The 24,688-nt window shown below is 67.7% G+C and carries 27 protein-coding genes; 14 read left to right on the forward strand and 13 right to left on the reverse strand.

Translation table 11 applies throughout. The features are described 5' to 3' along the window. Nucleotides 1-96 precede the first annotated feature (96 nt). Nucleotides 97-987, forward strand: a complete 891-nt coding sequence (locus tag EIZ45_RS31045) for an alpha/beta fold hydrolase (RefSeq protein WP_240690828.1) — start codon at nucleotides 97-99, stop codon at nucleotides 985-987. Here the strand turns inward: EIZ45_RS31045 and EIZ45_RS31050 are convergent. The 4 genes from EIZ45_RS31050 to EIZ45_RS31065 all read right to left on the reverse strand — a co-directional run bounded on the left by EIZ45_RS31050 (nucleotide 984) and on the right by EIZ45_RS31065 (nucleotide 4,602). Further along, on the reverse strand, nucleotides 984-1,643 hold the full coding sequence (locus EIZ45_RS31050; RefSeq protein ID WP_134667310.1) for a response regulator transcription factor: 660 nt from the start codon (nucleotides 1,641-1,643) through the stop codon (nucleotides 984-986). The two genes, EIZ45_RS31045 and EIZ45_RS31050, sit on opposite strands and share 4 nt — an antisense overlap. Beyond that, nucleotides 1,640-2,725 (reverse strand): sensor histidine kinase, encoded by a 1,086-nt coding sequence (locus tag EIZ45_RS31055; protein WP_134667309.1) that lies wholly within the window; start codon nucleotides 2,723-2,725, stop codon nucleotides 1,640-1,642. Before EIZ45_RS31055 ends, EIZ45_RS31050 begins: the two co-directional genes overlap by 4 nt. Nucleotides 2,726-2,815: 90 nt before the next feature. After that, on the reverse strand, nucleotides 2,816-3,370 hold the full coding sequence (locus EIZ45_RS31060) for a GNAT family N-acetyltransferase (protein WP_134667308.1): 555 nt from the start codon (nucleotides 3,368-3,370) through the stop codon (nucleotides 2,816-2,818). Next, entirely contained in the window at nucleotides 3,367-4,602 is a 1,236-nt protein-coding gene (locus tag EIZ45_RS31065) for an amidohydrolase family protein (RefSeq protein ID WP_167756601.1), read from the reverse strand. The genes EIZ45_RS31060 and EIZ45_RS31065 overlap by 4 nt, the downstream gene beginning before the upstream one ends. A gap of 79 nt (nucleotides 4,603-4,681) precedes the next feature. On the opposite strand from EIZ45_RS31065, the gene EIZ45_RS31070 reads away from it, so the two are divergent. After that, a complete protein-coding gene (locus EIZ45_RS31070) occupies nucleotides 4,682-5,125 on the forward strand; it encodes a MarR family winged helix-turn-helix transcriptional regulator (RefSeq protein ID WP_134667306.1) in 444 nt (147 codons plus the stop codon). 55 nt (nucleotides 5,126-5,180) lie between these two features. Next, the gene (locus EIZ45_RS31075) at nucleotides 5,181-5,963 is read left to right on the forward strand and encodes an IclR family transcriptional regulator (RefSeq protein ID WP_037816931.1); all 783 of its coding nucleotides are present in this window, start codon (nucleotides 5,181-5,183) and stop codon (nucleotides 5,961-5,963) included. A 348-nt stretch (nucleotides 5,964-6,311) separates the two neighbouring features. Here the strand turns inward: EIZ45_RS31075 and EIZ45_RS31080 are convergent, their stop codons facing one another. Further along, nucleotides 6,312-6,608 carry a hypothetical protein gene (locus EIZ45_RS31080; RefSeq protein WP_134667305.1) on the reverse strand — a complete coding sequence of 99 codons (297 nt, stop codon included), beginning with the start codon at nucleotides 6,606-6,608 and terminating at the stop codon, nucleotides 6,312-6,314. 225 nt (nucleotides 6,609-6,833) lie between these two features. Here EIZ45_RS31080 and EIZ45_RS31085 point away from each other — a divergent pair, with 225 nt between their 5' ends. From EIZ45_RS31085 to EIZ45_RS31100, 4 genes are read left to right on the forward strand one after another with little or no spacing between them, the layout of a single operon-like run. Next, nucleotides 6,834-7,559: a creatininase family protein gene (locus EIZ45_RS31085; protein ID WP_134667304.1), complete on the forward strand. Its 726-nt coding sequence runs from the start codon at nucleotides 6,834-6,836 to the stop codon at nucleotides 7,557-7,559. Between the two features lie 4 nt (nucleotides 7,560-7,563). Next, nucleotides 7,564-8,442 carry an amidohydrolase family protein gene (locus EIZ45_RS31090; protein WP_043832679.1) on the forward strand — a complete coding sequence of 293 codons (879 nt, stop codon included), beginning with the start codon at nucleotides 7,564-7,566 and terminating at the stop codon, nucleotides 8,440-8,442. Further along, entirely contained in the window at nucleotides 8,439-9,341 is a 903-nt protein-coding gene (locus tag EIZ45_RS31095) for a dihydrodipicolinate synthase family protein (protein ID WP_134667303.1), read from the forward strand. Before EIZ45_RS31090 ends, EIZ45_RS31095 begins: the two co-directional genes overlap by 4 nt. Next, complete coding sequence (locus EIZ45_RS31100) at nucleotides 9,338-10,450, forward strand: mandelate racemase/muconate lactonizing enzyme family protein (protein ID WP_134667302.1); 1,113 nt, start codon at nucleotides 9,338-9,340, stop codon at nucleotides 10,448-10,450. Before EIZ45_RS31095 ends, EIZ45_RS31100 begins: the two co-directional genes overlap by 4 nt. Here EIZ45_RS31100 and EIZ45_RS31105 read toward each other — a convergent pair. Together EIZ45_RS31105 and EIZ45_RS31110 are read right to left on the reverse strand one after the other, a co-directional pair. Then, nucleotides 10,434-12,014 (reverse strand): carboxypeptidase-like regulatory domain-containing protein, encoded by a 1,581-nt coding sequence (locus tag EIZ45_RS31105; RefSeq protein ID WP_134667301.1) that lies wholly within the window; start codon nucleotides 12,012-12,014, stop codon nucleotides 10,434-10,436. The genes EIZ45_RS31100 and EIZ45_RS31105 overlap by 17 nt on opposite strands. Continuing rightward, nucleotides 12,011-13,348 carry an MFS transporter gene (locus EIZ45_RS31110; protein ID WP_134667300.1) on the reverse strand — a complete coding sequence of 446 codons (1,338 nt, stop codon included), beginning with the start codon at nucleotides 13,346-13,348 and terminating at the stop codon, nucleotides 12,011-12,013. Before EIZ45_RS31110 ends, EIZ45_RS31105 begins: the two co-directional genes overlap by 4 nt. A 211-nt stretch (nucleotides 13,349-13,559) precedes the next feature. Between EIZ45_RS31110 and EIZ45_RS31115 the strand changes: the two genes are divergently transcribed. Beyond that, the gene (locus EIZ45_RS31115; RefSeq protein WP_167756602.1) at nucleotides 13,560-14,990 is read left to right on the forward strand and encodes an FAD-binding oxidoreductase; all 1,431 of its coding nucleotides are present in this window, start codon (nucleotides 13,560-13,562) and stop codon (nucleotides 14,988-14,990) included. Between the two features lie 147 nt (nucleotides 14,991-15,137). Here the strand turns inward: EIZ45_RS31115 and EIZ45_RS31120 are convergent, their stop codons facing one another. Continuing rightward, nucleotides 15,138-15,584: a VOC family protein gene (locus EIZ45_RS31120; protein WP_043832689.1), complete on the reverse strand. Its 447-nt coding sequence runs from the start codon at nucleotides 15,582-15,584 to the stop codon at nucleotides 15,138-15,140. 106 nt (nucleotides 15,585-15,690) lie between these two features. Between EIZ45_RS31120 and EIZ45_RS31125 the strand changes: the two genes are divergently transcribed. Next, complete coding sequence (locus EIZ45_RS31125; protein WP_134667296.1) at nucleotides 15,691-16,872, forward strand: winged helix DNA-binding domain-containing protein; 1,182 nt, start codon at nucleotides 15,691-15,693, stop codon at nucleotides 16,870-16,872. Here the strand turns inward: EIZ45_RS31125 and EIZ45_RS31130 are convergent. The 3 genes from EIZ45_RS31130 to EIZ45_RS31140 form a co-directional block, all read right to left on the reverse strand. After that, entirely contained in the window at nucleotides 16,841-17,146 is a 306-nt protein-coding gene (locus EIZ45_RS31130; protein ID WP_134667362.1) for an aldo/keto reductase, read from the reverse strand. The two genes, EIZ45_RS31125 and EIZ45_RS31130, sit on opposite strands and share 32 nt — an antisense overlap. A 104-nt stretch (nucleotides 17,147-17,250) precedes the next feature. Then, nucleotides 17,251-17,721, reverse strand: a complete 471-nt coding sequence (locus EIZ45_RS31135) for a dihydrofolate reductase (protein ID WP_134667294.1) — start codon at nucleotides 17,719-17,721, stop codon at nucleotides 17,251-17,253. Beyond that, nucleotides 17,721-18,518, reverse strand: a complete 798-nt coding sequence (locus EIZ45_RS31140) for a thymidylate synthase (protein ID WP_043832691.1) — start codon at nucleotides 18,516-18,518, stop codon at nucleotides 17,721-17,723. The genes EIZ45_RS31135 and EIZ45_RS31140 overlap by 1 nt, the downstream gene beginning before the upstream one ends. A gap of 93 nt (nucleotides 18,519-18,611) precedes the next feature. Here EIZ45_RS31140 and EIZ45_RS31145 point away from each other — a divergent pair, with 93 nt between their 5' ends. Both EIZ45_RS31145 and EIZ45_RS31150 read left to right on the forward strand, forming a co-directional pair. After that, on the forward strand, nucleotides 18,612-19,820 hold the full coding sequence (locus tag EIZ45_RS31145) for a cytochrome P450 (protein WP_134667292.1): 1,209 nt from the start codon (nucleotides 18,612-18,614) through the stop codon (nucleotides 19,818-19,820). A 58-nt stretch (nucleotides 19,821-19,878) separates the two neighbouring features. Then, complete coding sequence (locus EIZ45_RS31150) at nucleotides 19,879-20,772, forward strand: hypothetical protein (protein ID WP_134667290.1); 894 nt, start codon at nucleotides 19,879-19,881, stop codon at nucleotides 20,770-20,772. Between the two features lie 6 nt (nucleotides 20,773-20,778). Here the strand turns inward: EIZ45_RS31150 and EIZ45_RS31155 are convergent, their stop codons facing one another. Beyond that, on the reverse strand, nucleotides 20,779-21,270 hold the full coding sequence (locus tag EIZ45_RS31155) for a DUF1453 family protein (RefSeq protein ID WP_134667288.1): 492 nt from the start codon (nucleotides 21,268-21,270) through the stop codon (nucleotides 20,779-20,781). Between the two features lie 77 nt (nucleotides 21,271-21,347). On the opposite strand from EIZ45_RS31155, the gene EIZ45_RS31160 reads away from it, so the two are divergent. The 3 genes from EIZ45_RS31160 to EIZ45_RS31170 all read left to right on the forward strand — a co-directional run bounded on the left by EIZ45_RS31160 (nucleotide 21,348) and on the right by EIZ45_RS31170 (nucleotide 23,666). After that, on the forward strand, nucleotides 21,348-21,941 hold the full coding sequence (locus EIZ45_RS31160; RefSeq protein WP_205670171.1) for a TetR/AcrR family transcriptional regulator: 594 nt from the start codon (nucleotides 21,348-21,350) through the stop codon (nucleotides 21,939-21,941). A gap of 249 nt (nucleotides 21,942-22,190) precedes the next feature. Then, entirely contained in the window at nucleotides 22,191-22,874 is a 684-nt protein-coding gene (locus tag EIZ45_RS31165; RefSeq protein ID WP_134667284.1) for a papain-like cysteine protease family protein, read from the forward strand. Between the two features lie 9 nt (nucleotides 22,875-22,883). Then, nucleotides 22,884-23,666, forward strand: coding sequence for a hypothetical protein (locus EIZ45_RS31170; RefSeq protein ID WP_134667282.1), 783 nt, complete (start codon nucleotides 22,884-22,886; stop codon nucleotides 23,664-23,666). Here EIZ45_RS31170 and EIZ45_RS31175 read toward each other — a convergent pair. Beyond that, nucleotides 23,653-24,588, reverse strand: coding sequence for a helix-turn-helix transcriptional regulator (locus tag EIZ45_RS31175; RefSeq protein ID WP_051729262.1), 936 nt, complete (start codon nucleotides 24,586-24,588; stop codon nucleotides 23,653-23,655). The genes EIZ45_RS31170 and EIZ45_RS31175 overlap by 14 nt on opposite strands. Between the last annotated feature and the right edge of the window lie 100 nt (nucleotides 24,589-24,688).

Raw genomic sequence — 24,688 nt, forward strand, 5'->3', positions numbered from 1 at the left:
TTAAAGCAGCTCTCCGGTGTCCCCCAGGAGAGCTACCCGCAGGTGTCCACCGCGCGGGGACGTTTTAGCCCGACCGGATCAGTAGCGTTTTCCGGCATGAAGGGGTATTCGATGCACAAGGCCGGGGGAACCGCGGCGGTGATCGCGGCCTGTCTGCTTCTGGCGGGATGCGACGAGGAAACAGAAGCGGATTCGGCACCGAGCAGCGCACCGGTCAGCCAGGCCGCGTTCACCGGCGCGAAGAAAATCACCGTGGACGGCAAATCGGTGAACGTATCGTGTTCGGGAACGCTCGAGAAAGGCAAACCGGTCGTCGTTCTGCTGCACGGAGGCGGCGACGCGCTGGACAAATTCGCCAGTCTGCAGGAAACGCTCGGCAAGAAGAACCGGGTGTGCTCCTACGACCGGCTCGGCGCGGGCGGCAGCGACCAGCCCGCCGACCGGCAGACGTTCGAGACCACCGGAAAGGTGCTGACCGGCGTCCTCGGCCAGCTCGCCGCGGATTCGCCGGTCGTGCTGGCCGGGCATTCGCTCGGCGGGCTGATCGCCGCCCGCTACGCCCCGGACCACCAGGACAAGGTCAAGGGCCTGGTGCTGATGGACGCCACCTCGCCGACCCAGGGCGCGGACCTGACCAGGGAAATCCCCGCCGACGCCACCGGGGACGCGGCCGCTCTCCGCGCGCAGACCCTGGCGGTCTTCAACGGCGAAAGCCCGGAAAAACTGGTCGTCGCCGACGCGGACGTGAAATCCGCCGGGGACATTCCGGTCGAGGTGATCAAGCACGGGAAGGAATATCTCGCGCAACTGCCGCAGTACGGTCCGGGATTGGAGCGGGCGTGGACTGAGGGCCAGGTGAAGTGGCTCGCGCTTTCCAGCCGCAGCGAACTGACCGTCGCGAAAACCAGCGGGCATTACATTTACCAGGATCAGCCGGACGTCGCCGTGCGGGAAATCGAGGACGTCGCCGCGCGAGTCGCGGGTTAATCGACCAGTCCGTGCCGATAAGCGTAAACGACGGCCTGCACCCGGTCGCGGACGCCGAGTTTGGCGAGCATGCGCGAAACGTAAGTCTTCACGGTCTCCTGGCTGAGCACGAGCGCCGCGGCGATTTCGCTGTTGGAAAGGCCTTCCGCGACCAGACGGAGGACTTCCAGCTCGCGCGGGGCCAGCGGGACGTCGCCCGGATCCGCGGCAGCGGGGCGGATCCGGGTGGCGTACCGGCCGACGAGCTGGCGCGTCACCTCGGGGTCGAGCAGCGCCGCGCCGGACGCGACGGTCCGGATCCCGTGCAGCAGCTGGTCCGGCGGAGCGTCCTTGAGCAGGAACCCGGAAGCCCCGGCGCGCAACGCCTGGTAGACGTTCTCGTCGAGGTTGAAGTTGGTCACCACCAGCACTTTCACCGGTGCCGCGACGTCGGAGCCGGCCAGCAGACGGGTCGCGGTGATGCCGTCGAGCACCGGCATCCGCACGTCCATCACGACGACGTCCGGGCTCAGCTCGCGAGCCAGCTCGACCGCGGCCTGCCCGTCGCCGCATTCGCCCGCGACCTCCAGGTCCGGCTGCGCGTCGATGATCGTCACCAGCCCAGTGCGGACCAGCACCTGGTCGTCGGCGACGAGGACCCGCAACGGCGCGCTCACGCCGGAATCCGGGCCCGGACGCAGAACCCGCCGCTTTCGCCGCGCCCCGCGGCGAAGTCTCCCCCGACGTCGCCGACCCGATCGCGGAGCCCCGCCAGCCCGCGCCCGCTGCCGCCGACCGCCAGGTCGACCTCGCTCTCGGTGCGGACTTCCACGGTGATGTCCTCCTCGCCGTGCCGGACCTCAACCGAAGTCGGGCTGCCGGGCGCGTGTTTGAGGGCGTTGGTCAGCGCTTCCTGCACGACCCGGTACGCCACCTCCGAGTTCGCGGGCGCGCCTACCTCGGTGAACTCCACCGGCTGCCCGGCTCGCCGCGTCTGCTCGACCAGCGTGTCGAGCCCGAGGGCGGGCTGGGCGCCGGGGTTGAGCACGTCGAGCAGATTCCGCAGCTCAGCGATGGCTTGGCGGCCGGTGCCGCTGACCGTGGCGAGGGTCTGGTCGAGCCGCTCGCCGGTGAGATACCGCGCGGATTCGGTCTGCACGACCATCGCGGTCACGTGATGGGTCACGACGTCGTGCAGCTCGCGAGCGATCCGCGCCCGCTCCGCCGCGCGCGTTTCCTCGGCGACCCGGCGGCGCCGTTCGGCCTCCGCGGCGCGGGTGGAGCGCAGCCACGCCCCGATCCCCCACACGACGACCAGCGACAGGTAGAACGCGGCCACTCCCGCCGCCGATTCCCCGCCGCCACGCAGCGGAAACGCGGCCACGAACAGCAGATATGCCACGGTGAACCCGATCGCCGCCGCGCGCCGTCCCCGATCCGCCCGCCAGCCGGCGTTGAGCACCGCGACCGGCAACGCCGAGCCCGCGAACGAGTGGTAACCGCACAGCTGGTCGATCGCGAACCCGGCCGACACCAGCGCGAGCACCGCGATCGGCCATCGGCGGCAACCGGCGAGCGACAACGACTGCAGCGCGACCGCTCCGACGGCCAGCGCGTCGAACGGCCGCGACGGCAGCCCGCCGAACTGCGTGCCGAACGTCTGCAGGGACGGCAGCAGCGATCCGGCGAACAACACCAGCCCGAGCAGGGGGAACCACACCGCGTGCCGAGCCCGCGAGACCCGCAGGAGGTTGATCACCCGGCGAGTGTATTCCGGACGAAAAGAATGCCGTACGCGCTCGCCCGGCGGTATGGACGGCAGGGCACGAGTGTTGCCCCCGCACCGCGCTCAGCCGCGGCCGTTGGCCCATTCTTCCCGGGTCAACGCGTACTCGACCTCACCGTGTTCCGTGCCCGGCAACGGATCGTCGAAGTGCAGGTGGAACGTGCGGACGTACCTCAGCCCGGACCGCTCCATCACCCGCCGCGACGGGGTGTTCACCGCCATCGTCTGCGCCCACACCCGCCGCGTGCCGAGCTCGGTGAATCCTTTGTGGATCGCCGCCCGGGAGCCTTCCGTCGCATACCCGCGACCCCAGGCTTTCGCCAGCAGCCGGTAGCCGAGTTCCAGCTCCGTCGCACTGCCGTCTTCCGGCGGCTGCAAGGAAATCCAGCCGATGAACTCGTCGGTCGCCTTTTCGATCGCCGCCCATTGCCCGGCTGGCCCGCGTTCGTAATCGGCGAGAATTCCGGGCAGCACCTTTTGTTCGATCTCGGCGCGAGGCGTCGGCTCGCCGGTGAGAAACCGCATCACTTGCGGGTCGCTGTCGAGCTGCACCAGATTGTCCAAGTCGGCTTCGGTGAACCGCCGCAGCAGCAACCGATCCGTCTCCAGAACTATCACCCGACCACCAATCCGGCCGCCGCCGCGATCCGGTCGCGAGATTCCAGCAGCCTGGTCCTGAGCTTCGGCACATCCACTCCCAGCAACCGGCCGTCCCGCTTGACCGCCTTGCCCCCGACGAAGACGCTGTCCACGACACCCGGATGCGCAGCGGTGACCACTGTGGACACTGGGTCGTTGACCGGGAACACCGACAGATCTTCCGCGTCGATGAGCACCAAATCCGCGTCCTTTCCGACACTGATACTGCCCGCCCGGTCACCGCGTCCGCAGGTACGGGCACCGTCCACAGTGGCGAACTCGAGCAGGTCGCGCGCGACAAGACCGCCGTCGAGACCGCGCTGCGCGGCAAACGCCGTACGCATAGCCGAAAACATGTCACCCCCAGCAGACGGACAGTCGTCAATGGACAGCGACGGCCGGATCCCAGCCGCCAGCAACCGTCCGGTATCCGGCCATCCCATCCCCATCTTCAGCTCGACGTCCGGGCTGACCGTCACCGAACAGCCCGCGTCCGCGAGGATCGCGAGCTGCGCGTCGGTGAGACCGTTGCCGTGAACTATCGTCGTCCGGTCGTCAAGCAGTTTTCGTTCGCGCATTTCGGGAATCGAGTCACCGGCCGCGCGGTGGATGTGCACACTCACCCTGAGGCCGAGTTCCCGCGCCAACGCGACGTCGGCGGCCGTCGTGTCCATTGTGGTCAGCATCGGCCCCCGCAACCCGAAGGCCATTTCGTCGCCGGTTAGCCGCTTCCGCACGCGGACGGTGTCGGCTGGGTCCATCGCGCTGTAGCAAAAGATGGATCTCCCAGGAGCCTCCTGGAGCGCGTCGATCGCCGCGTCGGCGTGCTCCGGCCGGTCGGAGCAGTGGAACCAGTCGAGCATCGTCGTCACGCCCGAGTTCAGCGCTTCGAGCCGCCCCAGCAGGTTGCCGAGATACACGTCCTCCGGCAGGTAGTGGGGCCGGAGCCGTTCGTGCATGACCTCGCGGTATTCGGCGAACGTCCAGTCCGCGCCGAGCCCGCGGAACGCCGTCTGCCAGGTGTGCCGATGGGTGTCCACGAATCCCGGCAGGACGATCTTGCCCGAGGCGTCCACGACCTGGGCGTCGGCCTGGATCGAGGGCCCGACCGCCGCGATCCGCCCGTCCTCGATGAGCACGTCCCCGCGCGGGAGATCCCCGATCGCCGGGTCAAGACTGACCACGGTCCCGTTCTGGAGCAATGTCCGCATGAACCCTCCCCAAAGTTGATACATCAACTCTAGAGCCGCTGGAGTTGATGAGTCAACTCCCCGGGTACGCTTCCGGTTCATGACCCCCGACGACTGGGAGCTGTGGAACGCCTGGGTGCACGCACAACGCCTGCTCACCCGCGAACTGGATCGCGGACTGCAGCGTGACTGCGGCATCTCGAAGGCCGAGTTCAGTGTCTTGGTGAGCCTCTGGCGCACGCCCGGCCACGAAACGCGCGTCGCCGACCTGGTCGAGGCGCTCGGCTGGGAGAAGAGCCGGGTCTCGCACCAGCTGACGCGGATGGAGTCGCGCGACCTGGTCGCCCCGACCCGCAGCGGCCCCAGCGGACGGCGCACCGGAATCGCCCTCACCGCACATGGCCGCTCGGTCATCCAGGAGGCGTTGGTGGTGCACGGCAGCAACATTCGCCGCCATTTCCTCGACGAATTGACCCCCGACCAGGCCGACACCATCCGATCATGGGCCGAAGAGACCATCGCGCGAATCGAGCCAGCCGGCTGACCGGACGCTACCGTGTTCCGAAGATGACTACAGGTATCCGAAAGATTGATGCCGGATGAGCGACGCATCGGGCAAAGCAGCGTCGCCGGCCGCGGACCGGACGCTGACCGTGTTGGAAGCCCTCGTGCGGGCTGAGGAGCCGCTGACGCTGACCGCCCTCGCGAAGGCCGCCGGGGTGCCGCTCGCCACCTGCGCGTCGATCGCGTACACGCTGGAGCAGCGGGGGTATGCCGTGCGGCGGGTCGTCGGGCGCAGCCACTTCTGGCGTCCCACCCTGCGGCTTTACGGTTTGGCCATCGAGTTGGTGCGGAAGGTCGACCTGCCTTCGCTCGTCCAAGCCGACCTGCGACGTCTTGCGGAGAGCCTAGGGATGCCCGCGCATGTGGGGATCTTGGAGGACGCTTCGGTGGTTTATGTCGCCAAGGCATCCACGCCTGGGTTCGTCCAGTTCGACACTTATCGGGGGAAGGTCGCGCCGTTCGATCTGACCGCCCTGGGTCGGGCTATCGCGGCGCATCTTCCGGAGGCTGAGCTGAAGCCGTTGCTGTCTCGCCTTTCGCGCGGGGTTGGGCCCAAGGCTGCGGCTCCGGATGCGGGTCAGTTTTTGGCGTTGCTGGCGAAGGTGCGGGCGGATGGGTATGCGATTGAGAGCGAGGAGGAGCAGGCTGAGATCGCCTGCCTCGCTGCGCCGTTCTTCGACGCCGAGGGGGCTGTGGCCGGGGCCGTTGGAGTGACGGGGTTTGCGCGGCAGTTGGTTGGAGAGAAGAGGAAGGCTGCGGTGCGTGGGGTGGTGCAGGTTGGGCAGGAGGTCTCACGGCGGTTGGGGTTTGCGGTGTGAATGGCCGAAGTCCTAGGCGTCAGCAGCGGCCAGTGCAAGTTAGGGCATCTGGCGACAACAAGGTTTCCTAGAAACACCGCCACATCGTTCACCACCGTATACCAAAGATTGCGGAGACGATCCGGGTTGTCCGGGTTCGGTTCAACGTTCGCCCTGAACCAGTCGTTGAGCTCCTGCACCGACTCGTCCTCGTCCCCAATCTCGATCCCGTTGCGATGGAGCAACCTCCGCAGGCGCTCGACCCGCTCAGGCACCGCCTTCATGAGGCGCTCATAAGACTCGCGCGCCTGGCTCTTCGTCAGCTCCGCATGCGGCCGGTCGTACGGCGGCACGTACGGTTCGCAACCATCAATCTTTAGGATCAAATTTTCGCGCCGCCTTCGCTGCTTTCCGCTGGAAGCGCTCGTCAGGCTTCTTCGCATCCGCCCACGCTGGCGAGTTGTGGACAAGCAGCTTGGCTTCACCGAGCGAAATTCCGGCAATCCTCGACACCACATCCACGCAGCCACCCTTAGGGCAACCCATCTTACGCAGTTCAGCTACCAAATAATTTAGATCAACGCCTTGCTCGAGCAAACGTCGTGCATCATCATCGTATTCATAGAAGTCGATATCTCTCATTTCAAAGAATCTGTCGTCTGCCATCTCCGTACCCTACTTCCTGGTGCCAAATGCGGGCCTCGTCGCACATCTTGGATGCGACAAGCGACGGGTCCGGACCTGCGTTGCGCGTGCTGCGCCCGGCCGGGCCGCTTCTTGTCGCCACGCCAACGGCATTGCGTCTCCCTCTCCGATCGACTATCTTCCTGAATCAGGAAGACTTCTACGAAATACCGGAAGATAGGCCAACCGGAGTATCGGGGAGACGTCGTGGGCGCACTGTTGCGCTGGGCGGAGGCCGATCGCGCCGTGGTGCGCGGGGTGCTTTCCGAGGCGCTCGTTCTGGTGTCCATCGGCGCGACCGAGCAGCATGGGCCGCACTTGCCTACTGGGACCGATGGCTTTCTCGCGGCTGCGGTGTGCGAGCGCGCGGCCGAGTTGGCGGCGCCGAGGGCTGGGCGCGCGTTGTTGCTTGCGCCGACCATTCCGTACGGGGCTTCCGATCATCATCTGCCGTTCAACGGGACGCTTTCGCTTTCGGCGCAGACCCTGTTGCAGGTGCTCGACGACCTCGCCCGGTCGATCGCGGTGCAGGGTGGGCGGAGGCTGGTCATCGTCAATGGGCACGGGGGCAACGTCGGCGTCTGTCATGCGTTCGCTGGTGCTGCCTCGACTCGGCACGGGCTTGCGGTGGCGCACACTGATTACTGGCGGGTCCTTGAGCCGGAGGACATCGTGCCTGGGCATGCTGGCGAGTTCGAGACGTCGATGATGATGGCGGTTCGCGGGGAGCTGGTGCAAGAACCGGCGGCGAGGGAACAGCCCGCGACAATCAGGGTGTCTGATGTGGACATTCATTCCGAGCAGGTTTGGCTGAGCATCGACGGGTATACCGACCGGCCTGAGTTGGCTGCTATGGATCGGGGCAGGCGGTGGTTCGAGAGGATCACCAGCGGTCTCGCGGATCGGTTCGTCGAACTGGCGGAGGTGTTGTGAAGCCATGATCGTGGACGTGCACACTCACACTCCCACCCACCAGGCCGCGGTGCCGGAGGATGAGCGGCGCGTTTACGAGGGGTGGCGGACCGACCGGGCCGTGGTCACTACGAATTCTTGGGCGGATTACGACAAGGCCACCGAGGCAGCCGATCTGTCCATTGTGTTCAACATCGCGGTCGAGAAGCCGGAAGAGGCCACCGGGTTGCCGTATCGGGCGGAAGATACCAATACTGCTACGGCGGCGTTTGTGACGGCTGACCCCGGGCGGCGGATGGGGTTTATGTCGGTCAATCCCACTGCGGCCGACGTGTTCGACGAGGCTGATCGGTGCCGGGAGCTCGGACTGGTCGGGGTGAAGCTCGGGCCGAACTATCAGAATTTCGATCCGCTGGGTCCGAAAGCGTTGGAGTTCTACGGTTATTGCGAGCGGCATGGGTTGCCGATCTTGTTTCATCAGGGTGCGTCGCCGATCCGGCAGGCCCCGTTGCGGTACACGTATCCGCTGGTCACCGACGAGGTCGCGCTGCAGTTCCCGGAGCTTCGGATCGTCATGGCGCACATGGGCCATCCCTGGGGACGCGAGACTGTGGTGACCATCCGCAAGCATCCGCACGTGTATGCGGACGTGTCTTCGATTTACCTCCGGCCTTGGGTCTGCTACGAATCACTGCTCGCGGCACAGGAGTGGGGCGTGCCGCACAAGCTGTTGCTTGGTTCGGACTTTCCGATCGCCACCACCGCGGAGGCGATCGCGGGGATCCGGCGGGTCAACGACATCGTCGCGGGCACCGCGTTGCCGAAGATCTCGGCCGAACTGATCGAAGGAATCGTTCACGCGGACGCGGTCGCCGCGCTCGGCCTTCAGAAGGGGATTCGATGACGCCTATTCGCGGAGTGTCTCCCGTTCTCGAGGTGCCTTTCACCGATGACGGCGACATCGATGTTTCCGGCTTCCGGCGGGTCATCCGGCATGTGCTCGGGACCGGGGTCGGCAGTGTGATGTTTCCCGGCTTCGCCTCGGAATTCTACAAGTTGGCCGAGGACGAACGGCACACGCTGACCGAGGTGTTGCTGGCGGAGACGAACCCGCGGGCGGATGTTCTGGCCATTATCGCGGTTCAAGACCATGCGACGCGGCTCGCGGTGCAGCGGGCCAAGGAGGTCGTGGCGGCGGGCGCGGACTTGATCAATCTTCTGCCGCCGCATTATCTGCAACCGTCCCGGAAAGCGTTGGTCAAGCACATCCGGGAGGTGCTTGACGCGGTCGCGCCGACTCCAGTGGTGGTGCAGTACGCGCCCGAGGAGACCGGGACCAGTCTTGACGCGGATGTGCTGCGCAAGATCGCCGCCAAACATGCCAATCTGCAGCTGGTCAAGGTCGAATCCAGCCCGCCCGGGCCGTTGATCGCCGAGCTGGCCGCTGGGGATCCGCCGATACCTGCGGTCGAGGGGTATGCGGGCGTGCAGTTGCCGGACGCGATCCGGCGCGGGGCGGTCGGGACGCAGCCGGGGTGTTCGTTCACCGAGATCTACGTGGAGATCTGGCGGCGGTTCGAGGACGGCGACGAAGCGGGCGGCGACGAGTTGCATCGACGGCTGCTGCCCTACATTTCCTACTGGATGCTGGACACTGAGCGGATTATCGCGGCGGAGAAACTGATTTCCGTACGCCGTGGGTTCTTCGGCAGTCCGTACTGCCGCGCGCCCGCGCATCGGCTCGACGCTGAGGACATCCGGATGATCGACCGGTTTCTCGCCGAGTTCCGCGAGTTTCTGTGAACACCGTCGACGACCTCGAGGTCACCGCGATCAGCCCGGTCGTCCGGCCGGAACTGGTCGTGGCCGGGGCTCGCGGGACGCATGACCATTCCGACTTCCTGCTGGTCCGGGTGACCACTTCGGACGGTACGACCGGGCTGGGCGAGGTCAGTGCGACGCTCCAGTGGAGCGGCGAGGACGCGGGCACGGCGGAGTATCTCGTCAAGAAGGCGCTTGCCCCGGCGATCCTCGGCCGGCCGCTCGTTCCGGTCGCCGATCTTGAGCGGCGCATGGACGAGGCGGTGGCCGGTGCGCCGTTCACCAAAGCCGGGATTTCGACGGCGCTGTGGGACGCGTACGCGCGCACGCTCGGAGTCCCGCTCGCGGTGGCACTCGGGGGTCCATTAAGGACTGATGTGCCGGTGAAGTGTTCGCTCAGCGGCAACGGGCAACGGCTCCATGACGTCTACCAGTCAGCCTTCGCGGCCGGGTTTCGCAGTTATAAGCTCAAGATTGGTTTCGACCCCGAAGACGACGCGCGTCGGCTCGCGGAGGCACGAAAGCTTGTCGGGGCAGATACGTTCCTCGGGCTGGACGCGAACGGCGGCTACCGGCTCGGAGACGCCGCCCGGGCGATTGAGTTGATGCGCGACCAGGATCCGGCGTTTCTCGAACAGCCGGTGGCACGTGGCGACCTGGCTGGGATGCGGGAGTTGCGCGAACGCGGGTTGTCCATTGTGGCCGATGAAAGTGTGTTCGGCACGGAAGACCTCGTGTCGATGATCCGGGCCGAAGCGGCGGACGCGGTCAGCCTGTACATCGGCAAATCGGGCGGGCCGGGCCGAGTGGTGGCGATGGCGCAGCTCGCGAACGCGTTCGGGCTCGACGTCGTGCTCGGTTCCAATGGGGAGCTTGGTATTGGCGCGGCGGCCCAGCTGCACGCGGCGTGTGCTGCGCCTGGGCTGTCGGACCGGATTCCGTCTGACATCATCGGCGCGCATTATTACGAGCGCGACATCCTCAAGACGCCGTTGAACAGCGACGGCCAGACCGTGCGGCTCGGCGACGCGCCCGGACTCGGCGTCGAGGTGGCCGACGATATCGCTGCCGGGTTCAGGAGCGTCCGGTGAACCGGTCGAGGACGTTCGCCGTGACCGCGGAGACGCCGTCGTCTACCAGCACAGCGGACGTCCAGGCGATCGATCCGACGGAGAACACCTCGCCGCCGCAGGCCGTGGCGTAGCAAGCGATTTCACCGCCGCCGTCGCCGGGGTTCAGGCCGCGGGCGAGTACGTGAGTCCCTTGTGGACTGTACGGACCGGTCTTGTCGGTTTCGTGCCCGGAAGCGCCGCCGGGGCATCGTTCGTGCAGGCTCCGGACGCCGAACAGGTCTCCTTTGTCCAAGCCGGTGCCGCGGAAAGCCCAGTGGCTGGGGTCGACGACCTCGTATGGCGCTCCGGTCATCGCGCCTGCGCTGGTGAACACGACGCCGAACAGCTCCGACGTCGGCCGGAACGTGCGGTGCATCCGGCTCTCATCCGCACCTGCCTCGACCGCCTGGGTGCGGAAGCGCAGTGCGTCCGAGGAGAACACCACTTCGCAGTCCGCGACATTGCCGCCGAAGTTGGCCAGTTTTCCGCCGCGGTCGTGCACCCAGGAATAGACCGCGGAGTACATCTCGCGGGACCAATACTCCGGATGCGTGCTCAGGACCAGCGTGCGGTAGCTGTCCAACGGCAGTGTGCCGTCGTGCAGGTGCGCGTCGGAGTAGAGGTCGTACGCGTAGCCGTTGCGTTCCAGCCAGCTGAGCAGCCGCCATTCGGCGGCGGCCAGGTGACACGGTTGCCTGCCGCGGATCGGGTCCTCCGGCTGGGCGTCGGCGCTGAGCTGGTTCAGCGGTTCTGGGCGTTCGAAGGAGAGCGGCGGGTACGCGTCGTCGGGCAGGGCGTGTTCGCTGAAGCTTGATTCCAGGTAGCGGGGCATTTCCAAGCGGGGCACCAAAACTGGCGCGGAAGGCAGACCAGCGGCGTTGATGTAATTGCTGCGGCCGCCGAAATTGTTGTAGGCGTTCCAGGTGTTCGTGGACGCGACGACGGCGATCGGCGCGGTCGGCTGGCGCGGCGCGACTACCCACGGAAACGAAAACCGGGCCCCGGATTCGCCTTCGACGTGGAAGTAGTACAGGCCGCTGCGGTCGGGAGCCGTGACGTACTGGCGGTGGGACGGGTCGACGTATCCTTTTTCGTTGAACCGCACGCCGGTTTGCGTGTAGTCGCCGTCGGGAGTGACCTGGACGGTGGCGCGCGGCGCGTGTTCGTCGAACCAGCCGATCAGCGCGGTCTCCTCGCCCGCCGCGCCGTATCGCCACAGGCTCAGGCGGTACGGCTCGGGACTGTGGATCCGGAATTCGCCTTCGTCGCCGCTGCGGGCCCATTTCGGCCACAGGTAACCGAAAATCTGGTCGGACAGCAGCCGGAACTGGTGCGGTTCGGCTCCGAGCGCGAGGTCGACGTGTTTGGCGCCGTAACCGTCCTTGGCGAGGGTGACGCGGTAGTTGCCGGGCGGAACGTCGGCGTGGATCGCTCCGGTCGCGGTGGAGCGGGCGGTCCAGTGCGCATCGCCGGCGTTGATCTCGACCGCGACATCGGGCAGCGCGAGATAGCGTTCGTCGCTGACGTATCCCAGCAAGGTCATACTGTCGTGGCTTTCGGTTCGACGGCCGGTTCCGGCAGCGGTTGCCCGGCGCGTTCGGGCAACAGCAGCATCGCGATCGCGCTGAGCACGCAGCCGGCGATGACGTAGATGCCGACGCCCCACACCGCGCCGGTCGCGCCGACCAGCAACGCGCTGAGGTACGGCGCGAATCCGCCGCCGAGCACCGCAGTCAGCTGATATCCCAGGTTGACGCCGGTGACACGCGAGCGAGTGTCGAACAGTTCGGACAGAATCGTCTGGGACAGCGCGGACATCGCCATCACGAACACCGAGAAGCCGAGCACCATCGCGACCGCCACGAGGACCGGGTTCTTCGTCTCGAACAACCAGAACACCGGGAAGATCACCACGGCGAGCCCGATGCAGCCGCCGAGGAAGACCGGTTTCCGGCCGATCCGGTCGGACAGCGCACCCCACGTCGGCGCGAGAACGATCTGCGCGCCGGCGGCGACCATGGTCGCGGTGAGCGCCACGGACGCGGGCATTCCGAGATCCTTTTTGACATACGACGCGCCATAGGTGGTGATGACGTAGCCGCCGATGCTGTTGGCGAAACCGAACAGAACGCCGTAGATCAAATTGCGCGGGCGGCGCAGCACAGCAACCAGCGGAATGCGCGCGCCGGCGTCCTTCTTGCGCGCGCGTTCGAACTCCGGCGTTTCGCCTACGCGCATCCGGATGATCAAGCCCGCGACCAGCAGCACGAAGCTGAGCAGGAACGGGATCCGCCAGCCCCAGGCCAGGAAATCCCGGTCGGGAAGCGTCGCGAACAACGCCATCAGCCCGGAGGAAATGAGCAGCGCGACGCCTGCCCCGGAAAGGAGCAGGGCCCCGTAGAGACCGCGTTTGCGCGGCGGGGCGTGCTCGACGGCCAGCGAGATCGCGCCGCCCATTTCGCCGCCGGTCGAAAAGCCCTGCAGCAGCCGCAGGACCACGAGCAGGATCGGGGCCGCGACGCCGATCTGGCGGTATCCGGGAAGCGCCCCGATGAGGATCGTGGCGATCCCCATCAGCACGATGGTGAGGATCAAGGCCTTCTTGCGGCCGAACCGGTCCGCGATGTGCCCGATCACGATGCCGCCGACCGGGCGCAGCACGAACCCGACGGCGAAAGTGGCGAACGACGACAGCTGCCCGGTGAGCGGGTCCTCGGACGGGAAGAACACGGCCGGGAACACGACGGCGGCGGCTAGGCCGAACAGGTAATAGTCGTAGTACTCGAGCAGCGTGCCGATGCTGGAAGCCAGCACCGCGGACCGGAGCCCCGAGCGTGCCGGGGCCGAGCCTGCCGAGCCGGAGCGGTCTGCGCCCATGTCGCCCGCACCTCCTGATCCGATGGTGGATCAAGGCCGGTCGACCTCGACCCCAGCGCCCCCGAATCCCGCATTTTCGAAATACCGTAGATGCGTCTTCTATTTCGGAAAGATTAGTCTATGCTGGCGGCGTCGGACAAGGGGAATCTCGGGGCGGGCCGGCGGGTTTCTTCTCGTGCGCGCGGGCCGCCGAGCCGTGGAGGGGTCGTCCATGACGTTGAGCCGTCGTCGTCTTTTGCAGTTGTCCGCGGTCGCGGCGGGCGCGGCCGTCGCCGGGACCGGAACCGTTGCCCACGCAGCGGAAAAGGAGCCGGACTGGGCCAGGTTGCGCAGACGGCTGCGCGGCGCGCTGCTGCAGCGGAACGACGCCGGCTACGCGGAAATCCGCCCGCCGTTCAACCTTCTCTACGACGATCGCTATCCGCCGGCGATCGCCCGGTGCGCCGACGCCGACGACGTCCGGAAGTGCCTCGAGTTCGCCGCGGAAAACACCGTCAAGTTCGCGGCCCGCAGCGGCGGGCACAGTTACGTCGCGTATTCCACTCCGGGCAACGGATTGGTCGCGGACCTCAAGCAGATGAACCGCGTCGAGGTCCGCCGGAACGGCACCGTCGTCGTGGGGGCGGGCACGCGGTTGCTCGACGTCTATCACGCACTCGCCGCCGAAGGACGCGCGTTGCCGGGCGGCACATGCGGCTCGGTCGGCATCGCCGGGCTCGCGCTCGGCGGCGGGATCGGCGTCCTGATGCGGAAGTACGGACTCACCTGCGACCACCTGGACGGCGCGAAAGTCGTGACGCCGCGCGACTTCCGGCTGCATTCGGTCGACCCGGGTTCGGACCTCGGCTGGGCGCTCACCGGCGGTGGCGGCGGGAATTTCGGGGTCACCACGGAGTTCACCTTCCGCACGGTTCCCGCGCCGCCGCGCGTCACGGTGTTCGTGGTGAACTTCCCCGAGGGCTCCGGCACCGACGTCTACGGGGCCTGGCAGGACTGGATCACCGCCGCGCCAAGGGAATTCTGGTCGAACATCTCAGTGCTCGGCGGCCCGAACCCGGCGGCGGGCGTCCCGGGCTGCCTCCTCGGCGGCGAACAACAGGCCCGCGAACTCATCGCCGATCTGGAACGCCGGGCCGGGGTCAAAGGCACCGTCAGCGGTTTCCAGGAGACGGACTACCTGGGCGCGATGGATTTCTGGTCCGGAAGCCTCGAGCGCCGCCGGTTCATGGCCGCTTCCCGGGTGCTGGCGAGGAAGGCCGATCCGGCGCGGCTGAGCGCGCTCGTCACCGGCGAGACCAAGGTCGCGCTGGAGGTCAACCCCCTCGACGCGGCGGTCTCCGACGTCCGGCCCACCGACACCGCGTTCGCCCACCGCGGGGTTTTCGGTGACGTGCAGGTTTACCTCAGCGCCGCCCCGGATGTCGACCGGGAGACTGCGAAGCACGAGGTGAACGACGTCCAGGCACGGCTGGCGGAGATCGCCACCGGCGGCGCATACGTCAACTACATCAACGACGACCAGCAGGACTGGGCCACCGCGTACTACGGGGTGAACCTTCCGGCACTCCGGGCGGCAGCGGCGAAGTACGACCCGAGCGGGGTGCTCGCGTTCGAGCAGGGTCTCTCGCCGCACCCGGTGTGAAAGCCGGTCTGCGGCCGGCGCAGGACTCCGGCCGCAGACCGGCGGGCCAGGCTCGCGGGCCGCGCGAAGTACGTGAGGCGAACCCTGGGGGAAGCTGATTCCCTCAGGGTTCCCCTCACGGACATTCGCCATTGCCCGGCCCGCGAGTCAGGCGGCGACCTGCAGAATCCAGGTGACGCCGAAGCGGTCCCGAAGCATCCCGAACGCCGGGGCCCACTGCGACGGGCCGAACGCCTCGACGACCGTCGCGTCCTCGGACAGCTTCTTCCAGAACTCGGCGACCTCGTCGACGGAATCGCCGCTGACGGACAGGAAGAACTTCTCCGTGGTGATGGTCATCCCGTTCTCGCGAGTGGTCTCGCCGACCGGAGCGGCGGCCGCGACGCCCGGCACGTCGTAAGCCATCACCTGGAAGCCGTTCTCGCCCGTCACCTGACCGAACACCACGCGGTCCGCACCGGGTGCGTCCTGGGGCATGCCGAAGTCGCCGTACGTGGCGATCCGGAGTTCCCCGCCGAACACTGACCGGTAAAACTCGAGCGCCTCCCTGGCCTCGCCCCGGAAGTTCAAGTGGGCGACGGCGTGCACTGCCATGATTTCGACTCCTCGATTCCCGCGCCGGACTCGTTCCCGCGCTGGAACCGAGACTCGCAGCAGTAGCGGTCAGGCAGTGACCGCTACTTCCGGCATGATCGAAACCATGCGAAAGGTGACTGACGCCGAGCGGCGCGACCGGATCGGACTGCGGCACGCATTGGCGACCGCCGCGTCCGGAGTGGAGGCCGCCGTCCGCGCGGTCACGTGCTTGCACGCGACTGAGGCCAGCAGCATCTACCTGTCCGCGTACGCCCGGTCCCGCGCCGATCGAGAGTCCATTTCGGACGCTCTGTTCGGCAAGCGGACTGTGGTGCGGCAGTTGGCGATGCGCCGGACCGTCTTCGCGTTTCCGGTCGATTTGCTCGCCGCGGCAAGGGGAAGTGCGTCGGCCCGAGTTGAGAAGCAGATGACCGCACGGCTGGCCAAAGACGCCGAACTCGCCGGAATCGACGACGGCCCGGCGTGGGTCGCCGACCGGTGCGCCGAGGCGTTGCAGGCGATCCGCGAAGAACCCGGCACTACCGCACAGCTGCGTGATCGCGTTCCCGAGCTGAACGCGCGGATCGCCGCCGAGGGGCGGCCTGCGGTGCTCGCCCCGGTCGGCTCCCGGGTGCTTTCCGTGCTGGCGTCGAGCGGTTCGATAGTCCGCGGGGACAACGCCGGACGCTGGCAGGTCTCCCGTCCAGTGTGGACGGCGGTCGAACAGTGGCTCGGTGAGGATCCAGGTGTCCTGGACGAACGCGAGGGCTACCGGGAACTGGTGCGGCGCTGGCTGTGGTCGTTCGGGCCGGGGACCGAGGACGACCTGGTGTGGTGGCTCGGCGCGACGAAAACCGCGGTCCGCCGGGCGCTGGACGACGTCGGCGCGACGCCCGCCCTGCTGGAGGACGGCACCCCGGCGTGGCTGCACCCCGACGATTCCGAGGAGGTCCGCCTCGACCAGGACTGGGCGGCCCTTCTCCCGACCCTCGACCCGACGACGATGGGCTGGCGCCGCCGCGACTTCTACCTCGGCGCCCACGGCCCGCACCTTTTCGACGGCGCGGGCAACGCCGGTCCGACCGCGTGGTGGAACGGGCGGATCGTCGGGACCTGGACGCAGCAGCCGGACGGGACGGTGGCGGTCGTCCCGATCGAACCGTTGTCCCTCGCTGCCGCAGCCGCGTTGGAAGAGGAGGCCGCGAAACTCACCGCCTGGTTCGACGGTGAGGTGGTCGCGACCGGTTACGTGCCGCCGATGGTTCAGGGACGGATTAGCCGCGGCGGCGGAGCTTCGGGTCGGTAAGCGATGGCGGAACGTACGACACGTCGATCGGACCCACATCGGCGCCCGGCGCGACGGTCTCGTCGATCCGGTCCAGGACATCGTCGTCCAGCCGGGTCTCGGCGCCCGCCAGCAGGTCGTCGAGCTGCGGCAACGTCCGGGGCCGAGGATCGCGGGACGTGACGGCGGGATGGTTGACCGCGAACGCCAGCGCCAGATGCGTCAGCGAAAGCCCGGCATCGTCGGCCACCTGAGCGAACTGCTCGACCGCCGCGTGTTTGCGCTCATCGCTCATGTGCCGCGGCACGAACCGCAGCTGCGCTTCCCGAAGCCGCTCGCCGCCGGGCCGATAGCGACCGCCTCGTGAGTGGCGTTGCCGGTTAGAACCGGCAACGCCACTCACGAGGTTCGGGCGCCCCAGCTGAGGTGCCGGTAGTACAACCCGTTCTTCGACTCCTGCCACTCGCCGACCGTGTCCGGTTCCCGGCCGATCTCCGGCGCGTAGACGTCGCCCTCGAAGGACTCCCGGAGTTCGGTCACCTCGATCCGGTCGGCGAACGGCAGCGACTCCTGGTAGATCCGCGCGCCGCCCATCACCCAGACGTCGCCGTCGGCGGCCGCAAACGCTTGCTCCAGGTCAGGGAACGTCTCCGCGCCCTCCTGCGGCGTGCGGGAGACCACCAGGTTCCGTCGCCCGGGCAACGGCCGGAAGCGCTCCGGCAGCGACTCCCAGGTGCGGCGTCCCATGAGCACCGTCGCGCCCGCGGTCACCGTGCGGAAGTGCTTCATGTCCTCCGGGATGTGCCACGGCAACGCGTTGTCGCGCCCGATGACGCGGTTCGCCGCCTGCGCCCAGATGAGTCCGATCATCAGACGGCCACCGGAGCCTTGATGCCGGGGTGCGGGTCGTAGCCCTCGAGCGAGATGTCCTCGTAGCGGTAGTCGAACAGGCTCTCCGCCGGCTTCAGGCTCAGCGTCGGGAACGGGCGCGCTTCCCGGGAAAGCTGCTTACGCACCTGGTCCACGTGGTTGTCGTAGATGTGGCAGTCGCCGCCGGTCCAGATGAAATCGCCGACGCGCAGGCCGACCTGGTCGGCGATCATGTGCGTCAGCAGGGCGTAGCTCGCGATGTTGAACGGCACGCCGAGGAACAGGTCCGCGCTGCGCTGGTAGAGCTGGCAGGACAGTTCGCCTTCGGCCACGTAGAACTGGAAGAACGCGTGGCATGGCGGCAACGCCATCTGCGGGATGTCCCCGACGTTCCAGGCCGACACGATGATTCGCCGGGAGTCCGGGTTTTCGCGCAGCGTACGCAGGACGTCGCTGATCTGGTCGACGTGCCCGCCGTCGGGGGTCGGCCAGGACCGCCATTGCACGCCGTACACCGGGCCGAGGTCGCCGTCCGGGGCCGCCCACTCGTCCCAGATCGTGACGCCGTGGTCACGCAGCCAATTGACGTTCGACTCTCCGCGCAGGAACCACAGCAGTTCGTACGCGATGGACCGGAAGTGCACCTTTTTGGTGGTGATCAGCGGGAATCCGTCGGCCAGCCGGTAGCGCAGCTGGTGCCCGAAAATCGACCGCGTGCCCGTACCGGTGCGGTCGCCCTTCGCGGCTCCGGTGTCGAGCACGTGCTGAAGCAGGTCTTCGTACTGCGTGTCCGGCATGTCTGCGGATGGTAGTCGAGCCAGCGCCGTGTCAGCGGGATATCAGCCGCCGCGGTGACGCTGGTCGCACCACCACCGAGAGGGGACCCGAAGATGACCCGCCCGCCCGGCCTGCCGCTCGAACGCGACGCAGGCCCGTTCGCCCCGCCGTCCGCCATCACCCGGCTGCGGGAGACCCGGCCGGTGAGCCCGCTGAAGTTCCCGGACGGGCACGACGGCTGGCTGGTCACCGGCTACGACGCGGTCCGCCAGGCGCTCGCCGACCCGCGGTTCAGCTCGCGCCAGGACCTCGGCGCGGTGCACGTGCCCTACGAAACGCCGAGCATGCCCGAGGCGCAGCAGGAGTTCGATCCGTCGCCGCAGGTGCCCGGCCTGTTCATCACGATGGACCCGCCGGACCACACCCGGCTGCGCCGGAAGCTCACCGGCGCGTTCACCGTCAACCGGATGAAACAGCTCGAGGAGCACATCGCCGAAATCGCGCAGCGGCAGCTCGATCATCTCGCCGAGTGTCCGCGACCTGCCGATCTGGTGCAGGAATTCGCGCTTCCGGTTCCTTCGCTGGTGATTTGCGAAATGCTGGGCGTCCCGTATTCCGACCGGGAGACGTTCCAGAAGAACTCCACGCAGATGATGCTCCGGGACCAGAGCATCGAGGACAAAATGGCCGCCTGGACGGCGCTCACTTCATACCTCGGAAAGCTGGCGGCCGACAAGCGCGCGGACCCCGGGGCCGACATCCTATCCGACCTGGCCCGCGACGACGACCTGAGCATCGAGGAGCTGGTCGGCATCGGCTTCCTGCTGCTGCTCGCCGGGCACGAAACTACGGCGAACATGCTGGCGCTCGGCACTTTCGCGCTGCTGGAAAATCCCGGGCAAATGGCCGCATTGCGCGCCGACCCGGATCTGATTCCGGGCGCGGTCGAGGAACTGCTGCGCTATCTGGCGGTGGTCGACGTTCTGTTCCGTTACGCGTCCGAAGACCTCGAACTCGGCGGCGAAAAGATCAGCAAGGGATCGACCGTCCTCATTTCGATGCTGGCCGCCAACCGCGATCCTTCGCGTTTTCCCGAAGGCGACGAGCTCGACGTCAAACGGAATGCGCGCACGCATGTGTCGTTCGGCCACGGCGTGCACCAATGCCTCGGACAGCAGCTCGCCCGGATCGAAATGCGCGCGGGATTTGCCGGGCTGCTGCAGCGCTTCCCGACGCTCGCCCTCGCCGTCCCGCCGGAGGAGGTGCCGCTGCGGACCGGCATGAACATCTACGGCGTTCACGAGCTGCCCGTGACCTGGTGACACCCGCCGTCAACGTATCGGTTGACGTGTGCCTGCGTCAACCGATACATTGACGACCATGACGGACTCCGTGCAGGCAATGGCCACCCGGTACTTCCGGCAACGCGAGAACCCCTTCCTCGCCGAACTGGTCCGCGCGGCGAGATCCGGCCGCCCGCCCGGCGAGGACCTCAGCGCTGAGGACGCGGCGGGAGCGTTGCACCTGGTCCCGGACGTCCGGCAAGACCTGGACCGCGCCGAGGTCACGCTGATCGAATCGGTCCTCGACCGCAGCTGGACCTGGGAACAACTGGGGGCGGAGTACGGCAACCGGTCCAAACAGGCGATGCAGCAGCACTACCGGCGGCGCGGCGGGACGCGTTCCTGGCCAGCAAAGGAACGCCCGCCGCGCACCGAATCACCGCATCGGCTGACCGACGAGGATCTGGACCCGGCCGATGTGGCGAAGGTGCGCGAGGCGATCAGCGCGTTGCTCGCCACCGCGCACGACGTCGCCGAAACCCACACGGTCGACGGGGTGTGGACCGCGGGCGAACCGATCCTGGAGGAGATCTCGGCAGTCGGGCTGGATCCGTTGCCCCGCTTGGAAGTCGCGTGCCGCACCGCCGCCGCGGCAATCGAGGACATGGTCGTCGCGGGCTGGGAACGTCGCGATCCAGGCCGGACCGAACGGCAGCGGCAGTCGTGGACGGTGCGACTGGAGGACGAGATGCGGGACATGGCGTCCTGGCTCGATCGGGAACCGCAAGGGCGGCTTCTTCCGCGAGCCGACCGTCCGTTGACCGTTGGGACGACTACTGCTGAGCGAGCGGACCACGTGGAGATCGCCGCCGAGGACGTGCCAGAAGTGCAGGAATCGATCAGCCTGACGCTCTCGCGTTTGGAAGCCCATCGCGCCGTGTTTGACCAGGTCATTGCCGAGTTGATGCGACGCCAGGCCGAACTGTCCTAAGCGGATTCATCGGGACGGAAGCCATCGCCGTTCTTTGTCCCTCGCGAATGGCACCTCCGAGGCCAGCCCGCGCGGGATGAGCACCAGCGCTTCTCCGGCGAAGCTGACCCCGATCGCCAACTGGTAGGGCCTCGCCTGTTCGTGCATGCCGCATTTCACTGCCAGCACAGTGAATCCGATCGAGACGGTAACGCCGAGCACGAACAGCGCGAGGCTCGACTTCCGGTAGCGCTGCCACAGTTCGCCCTTCTTCGCATACAGCCGGATCGTCGCGCCGCGCGCCGCTCCGAAGGCGAGACCGACCGCGCAGCTGCCGACGATCCACCACACGTCAGCGCTGGTCAGACCCTTGAATCCGACGACCCCCGCGACGCCGATCGCGATCAGCACGATCGGCGGCGCGACGGTGTCACGCCAGTTCAACGGCTCCCCGAGCATCCTGAACACCAGCATCACTACGACGCCGACTACCAAGCTCACCAGTACCCACCCGCTCATCGCGGACCCTCCCCAGGACGCATTTTAGCACTATCATGCTAAATGCATCGTGGCACCACCGTGCTATAAACGCAACCATGCCCAAGATCGTGGTGCCGGAAGACCGCCGCAAAGCTGTCAGCGAAGCCGTGGTCCGGGTAGTGCGCCGCTCCGGGGTCGAAGGCGCGACGCTCGGCAACGTGGCCAAGGAAGCGGGCCTCGCGATCGGGTCGATCCGGCATTACTTCGCCGACCACGAAGCGATGATGATCTTCACCATGGACCAGCTCGGCCGCCGGATCGGCGAGCGCGTCGCGGTTCGCGCGGACCGGCTGCTCGCCGCCGAAACCGGCCGCCGGACGCTGGTCGAAGACCTGCTCGCCGAGTTCCTCCCGCTCGACGACGAACGCCGGGACGAGGCGATGGCCTGGCTGGCGTTCACCGTCGCCGCGCGCACCCGTCCGGCGTTTCGCGCGAGTGCCGACGCGCAGCACCAGAACCTGCGCGACCTGATCACGCGGATCCTGCGCGAGGCCGTCGCGCTCGGCCGGCTTCCCGAGGAACTGGACCTGACCGTCGAGGCGGTCCGCCTGTCCGCGCTGCTCGACGGACTGACCATGCAGGCGGTGCTGCACCCCGAATCGACGCCGCCGGAACTGCTCATCACCGCGATGCGGCGAAGCCTGCCGTAACCCCGGTCCCTTGTGGACCAACCCCCGCAACGCGATTCATCGCTTGTGAACGCGCTGTGAATATTGCGAATTCCCTGCCGCCGCGGTGAGCGAAACCGCGGCGGTGCCAGTCATTTCCCCGCAGAACCGGCTGTGAACACTCACACCACGTGCCGGAGCCGTTGCCCTGCGGGAGTGGGCGAGCACACAGTGATGCGCGGCCGGGGCATCCCGGCGAGCTCCCTTCCCCGTCTGGCACAAGGAGATTCGATGGATTACCGACCCACCCGGAGGACAGTCCGGATCACGGCGGCGACCGGGGCAGCCGCGCTTGCCGTGGCGTTGCTGCCGGGCACCGCGCTGGCCCAGTCGACCAACGACGCGCACCAGCCGAACGGCCTCGTCAAGACCGCCACGCACACCCAGGTGCGCGAGGTCCAGCCGGTCGGCGGCGGCCTGCGCGCCGCGGCGCTGCCCGTGTCGAAGCAGCTCGAATACAACCAGCAGGTCCAGCAGAACGACGAGTGGTGCTGGGCCGCGGACGGCTCCAGCATCGAGCAGTCGCAGGGCGGCACCGCCTCACAGGAGGATTTCTGCGCGGCGGGCAAGGGCACCCAGTCTGGCTACTGCCCGAACCAGGCCGCACAGATCGACGAGATCGTGCAGGGCTTCCAGGGCACCGGGTTCTCCGCGCAGAACGCGAACGGGCCGATCAGCTACTCGTCGATCCAGAACCAGGTCAACTCCGGAATCCTGAACCTGACCGGCATCTACTGGACCTCCGGCGGCGGGCACGCCGAGGTGATCTACGGCTACGACAGTTCGAACCAGTCGCTGATGGTCGGCGACCCGTGGCCGAGCTACCAGCGGTACCAGACCTGGGACTACAACTCCTACCGCAGCAACGCCCAGTTCACCTGGAACGACACCATCGTCAACATCAAGAAGGGCTGACGAGCCGCCATGGGCGAGATCTGCCGGAAGTTCGCCGCCGGCGCGGCGATCGCGGTCGCGGCGCTCCTGTCCGCCGGTCCCGTCGAGGCCGCCGGGGCCTCGTGGGTCGCGCCGCCGTCGGAGCAGGACGTCGCGGCCGCGGTCAAAGCCGCGGAAACGACGCGCGCGATCAGTTTCGCCAAGTCGAACTTCCGGCAGGTCGGGCACGCCGATCCGGGCCGGATCACCCTGGAGCACAAGGGTTTCCCGGTCTACACGCTCAACCCGGACTTCGTCGCCGCGAAGCCGGGAGCCCCGGCCGGGGTGCTGCGGGCGATCGCGGTGACGGCCACCGCGGCCACCGGCGCGAAAGCCACCCTCCGCGCCGCGCCCGACCACGCCGCGCCGACCGGCTGGTCGGTCGGGAACGTGTTGTCCGGCAACGACGAGGAGGCGCTCAGCGCCCGGCTGCGCCCGGGTTCGGTGCTGCTGAACGAACCGCAGATCAACGGGTGGTACGACCTCGGCCGCGACGGCGTCGTGCTGCTCCAGGCCAGCCTCCCGCAATCGCCGGTCGGCCAGTTCATGCCGATCGCCGAGTACCAGCAGCAGGTGCATTCCCGGTACGCCGACAAGCAGCCCGGCTCGGATTACCAGCGCGGCGGCGGGCTCGGGTTCGCCCAGACCCTCCAGCGCGACACCGGACCGGCCGGTTCGCTGGTCGCCGGGCTGATCGTGCTCGGCTCCGCGGTGGTGCTCGGGGGCGCGTTCCTGGGGTGGCGCTGGAGGAAGCGGCGGATCAGTCCCAAATGAGGTCGACCCCGGCGATGCCCACGCCGAGTTCCTCGAAGTAGGCGCTGACCGTGTTCCCCGGCCCGCAGAACAGCGGCTCGCGGACCAGCAGTTCCAGGTCCTCCCTCGGCCGGACGGTCCGCAGGCAGCGCGCGGGCAGCGCGGCCGGGTCGAAGCGCAGCCGCAGCAGGTAGGCCGACATGCGGGAGCGCACGACCCGGTGGAAATTCCCCGGCCGGACCGAGGCGGCGGGACGGAGGGTGAACCCGAACGTGTGCGTCTCCCCCTCGGCGAGGCCGCGGTCGAAGAGCAACTCGAACACCATTCCGGCCGACCGCGCGCTGCGCCGCACCCGCCCGACCCGGCAGCCGTCGACCGCGATGATCTCGGTCGCCGTGACGTCGCTGCCGTCCTCGTCCTGGTGCGTCACCAGGAAGCTGTCCGGACCGGATCTTCGCGCGCGCACCACCATGGTCGACGAGATCTCCGCGGTCCGGCCTTGCGCGCCGAGCGTCAGCACGTCGACCACCGTCGCGACGTCCAGGTCCGCGTTCTCCTCGACGCCGGGCGTTCCGCTCAACTCGTCACGCAGCGCGAACGTCTCCGCCCAGCTCTGCTGGAGTTCCGGCAGCGACGGCCTGCGATCGGCGTCCGCGCTCCGGTGCGGTCCGATCAGCACCACCAGACTGTCTGGCGGCAGGTTCAGCACCGACTCCAGAGCGCGCACGACGTCGAGCGACCGGGGCGCGGACGGGCTGCGCAGACCGCGCTGCCAGTAACTCAGCGTGGACTCGGCGACCGACACCCCGTGCGCGGCGAGATGCGCGCGGAGCCGCGACAGGGACAACCCGCGCCGGTCGACAGCCTCGGACAACGCACGGTGAAACGGGCCGGACCGGACTGTTCGCGCCGACCACCGGACCGCCAAGCTCTGCTGCTGCATCTGGCTTCCCCTGCTCGTGCCGAATAGCTGTTCAGCATGAGCAGTTCGTGAGCGAGCAACAACCGTCCATGGTCGAGAATCGGACAAATCCCCCCGCTTG

The sequence above is a fragment of the Amycolatopsis sp. CFH S0740 genome, from assembly GCF_004522315.1.
Lineage (GTDB): Bacteria > Actinomycetota > Actinomycetes > Mycobacteriales > Pseudonocardiaceae > Amycolatopsis > Amycolatopsis nivea.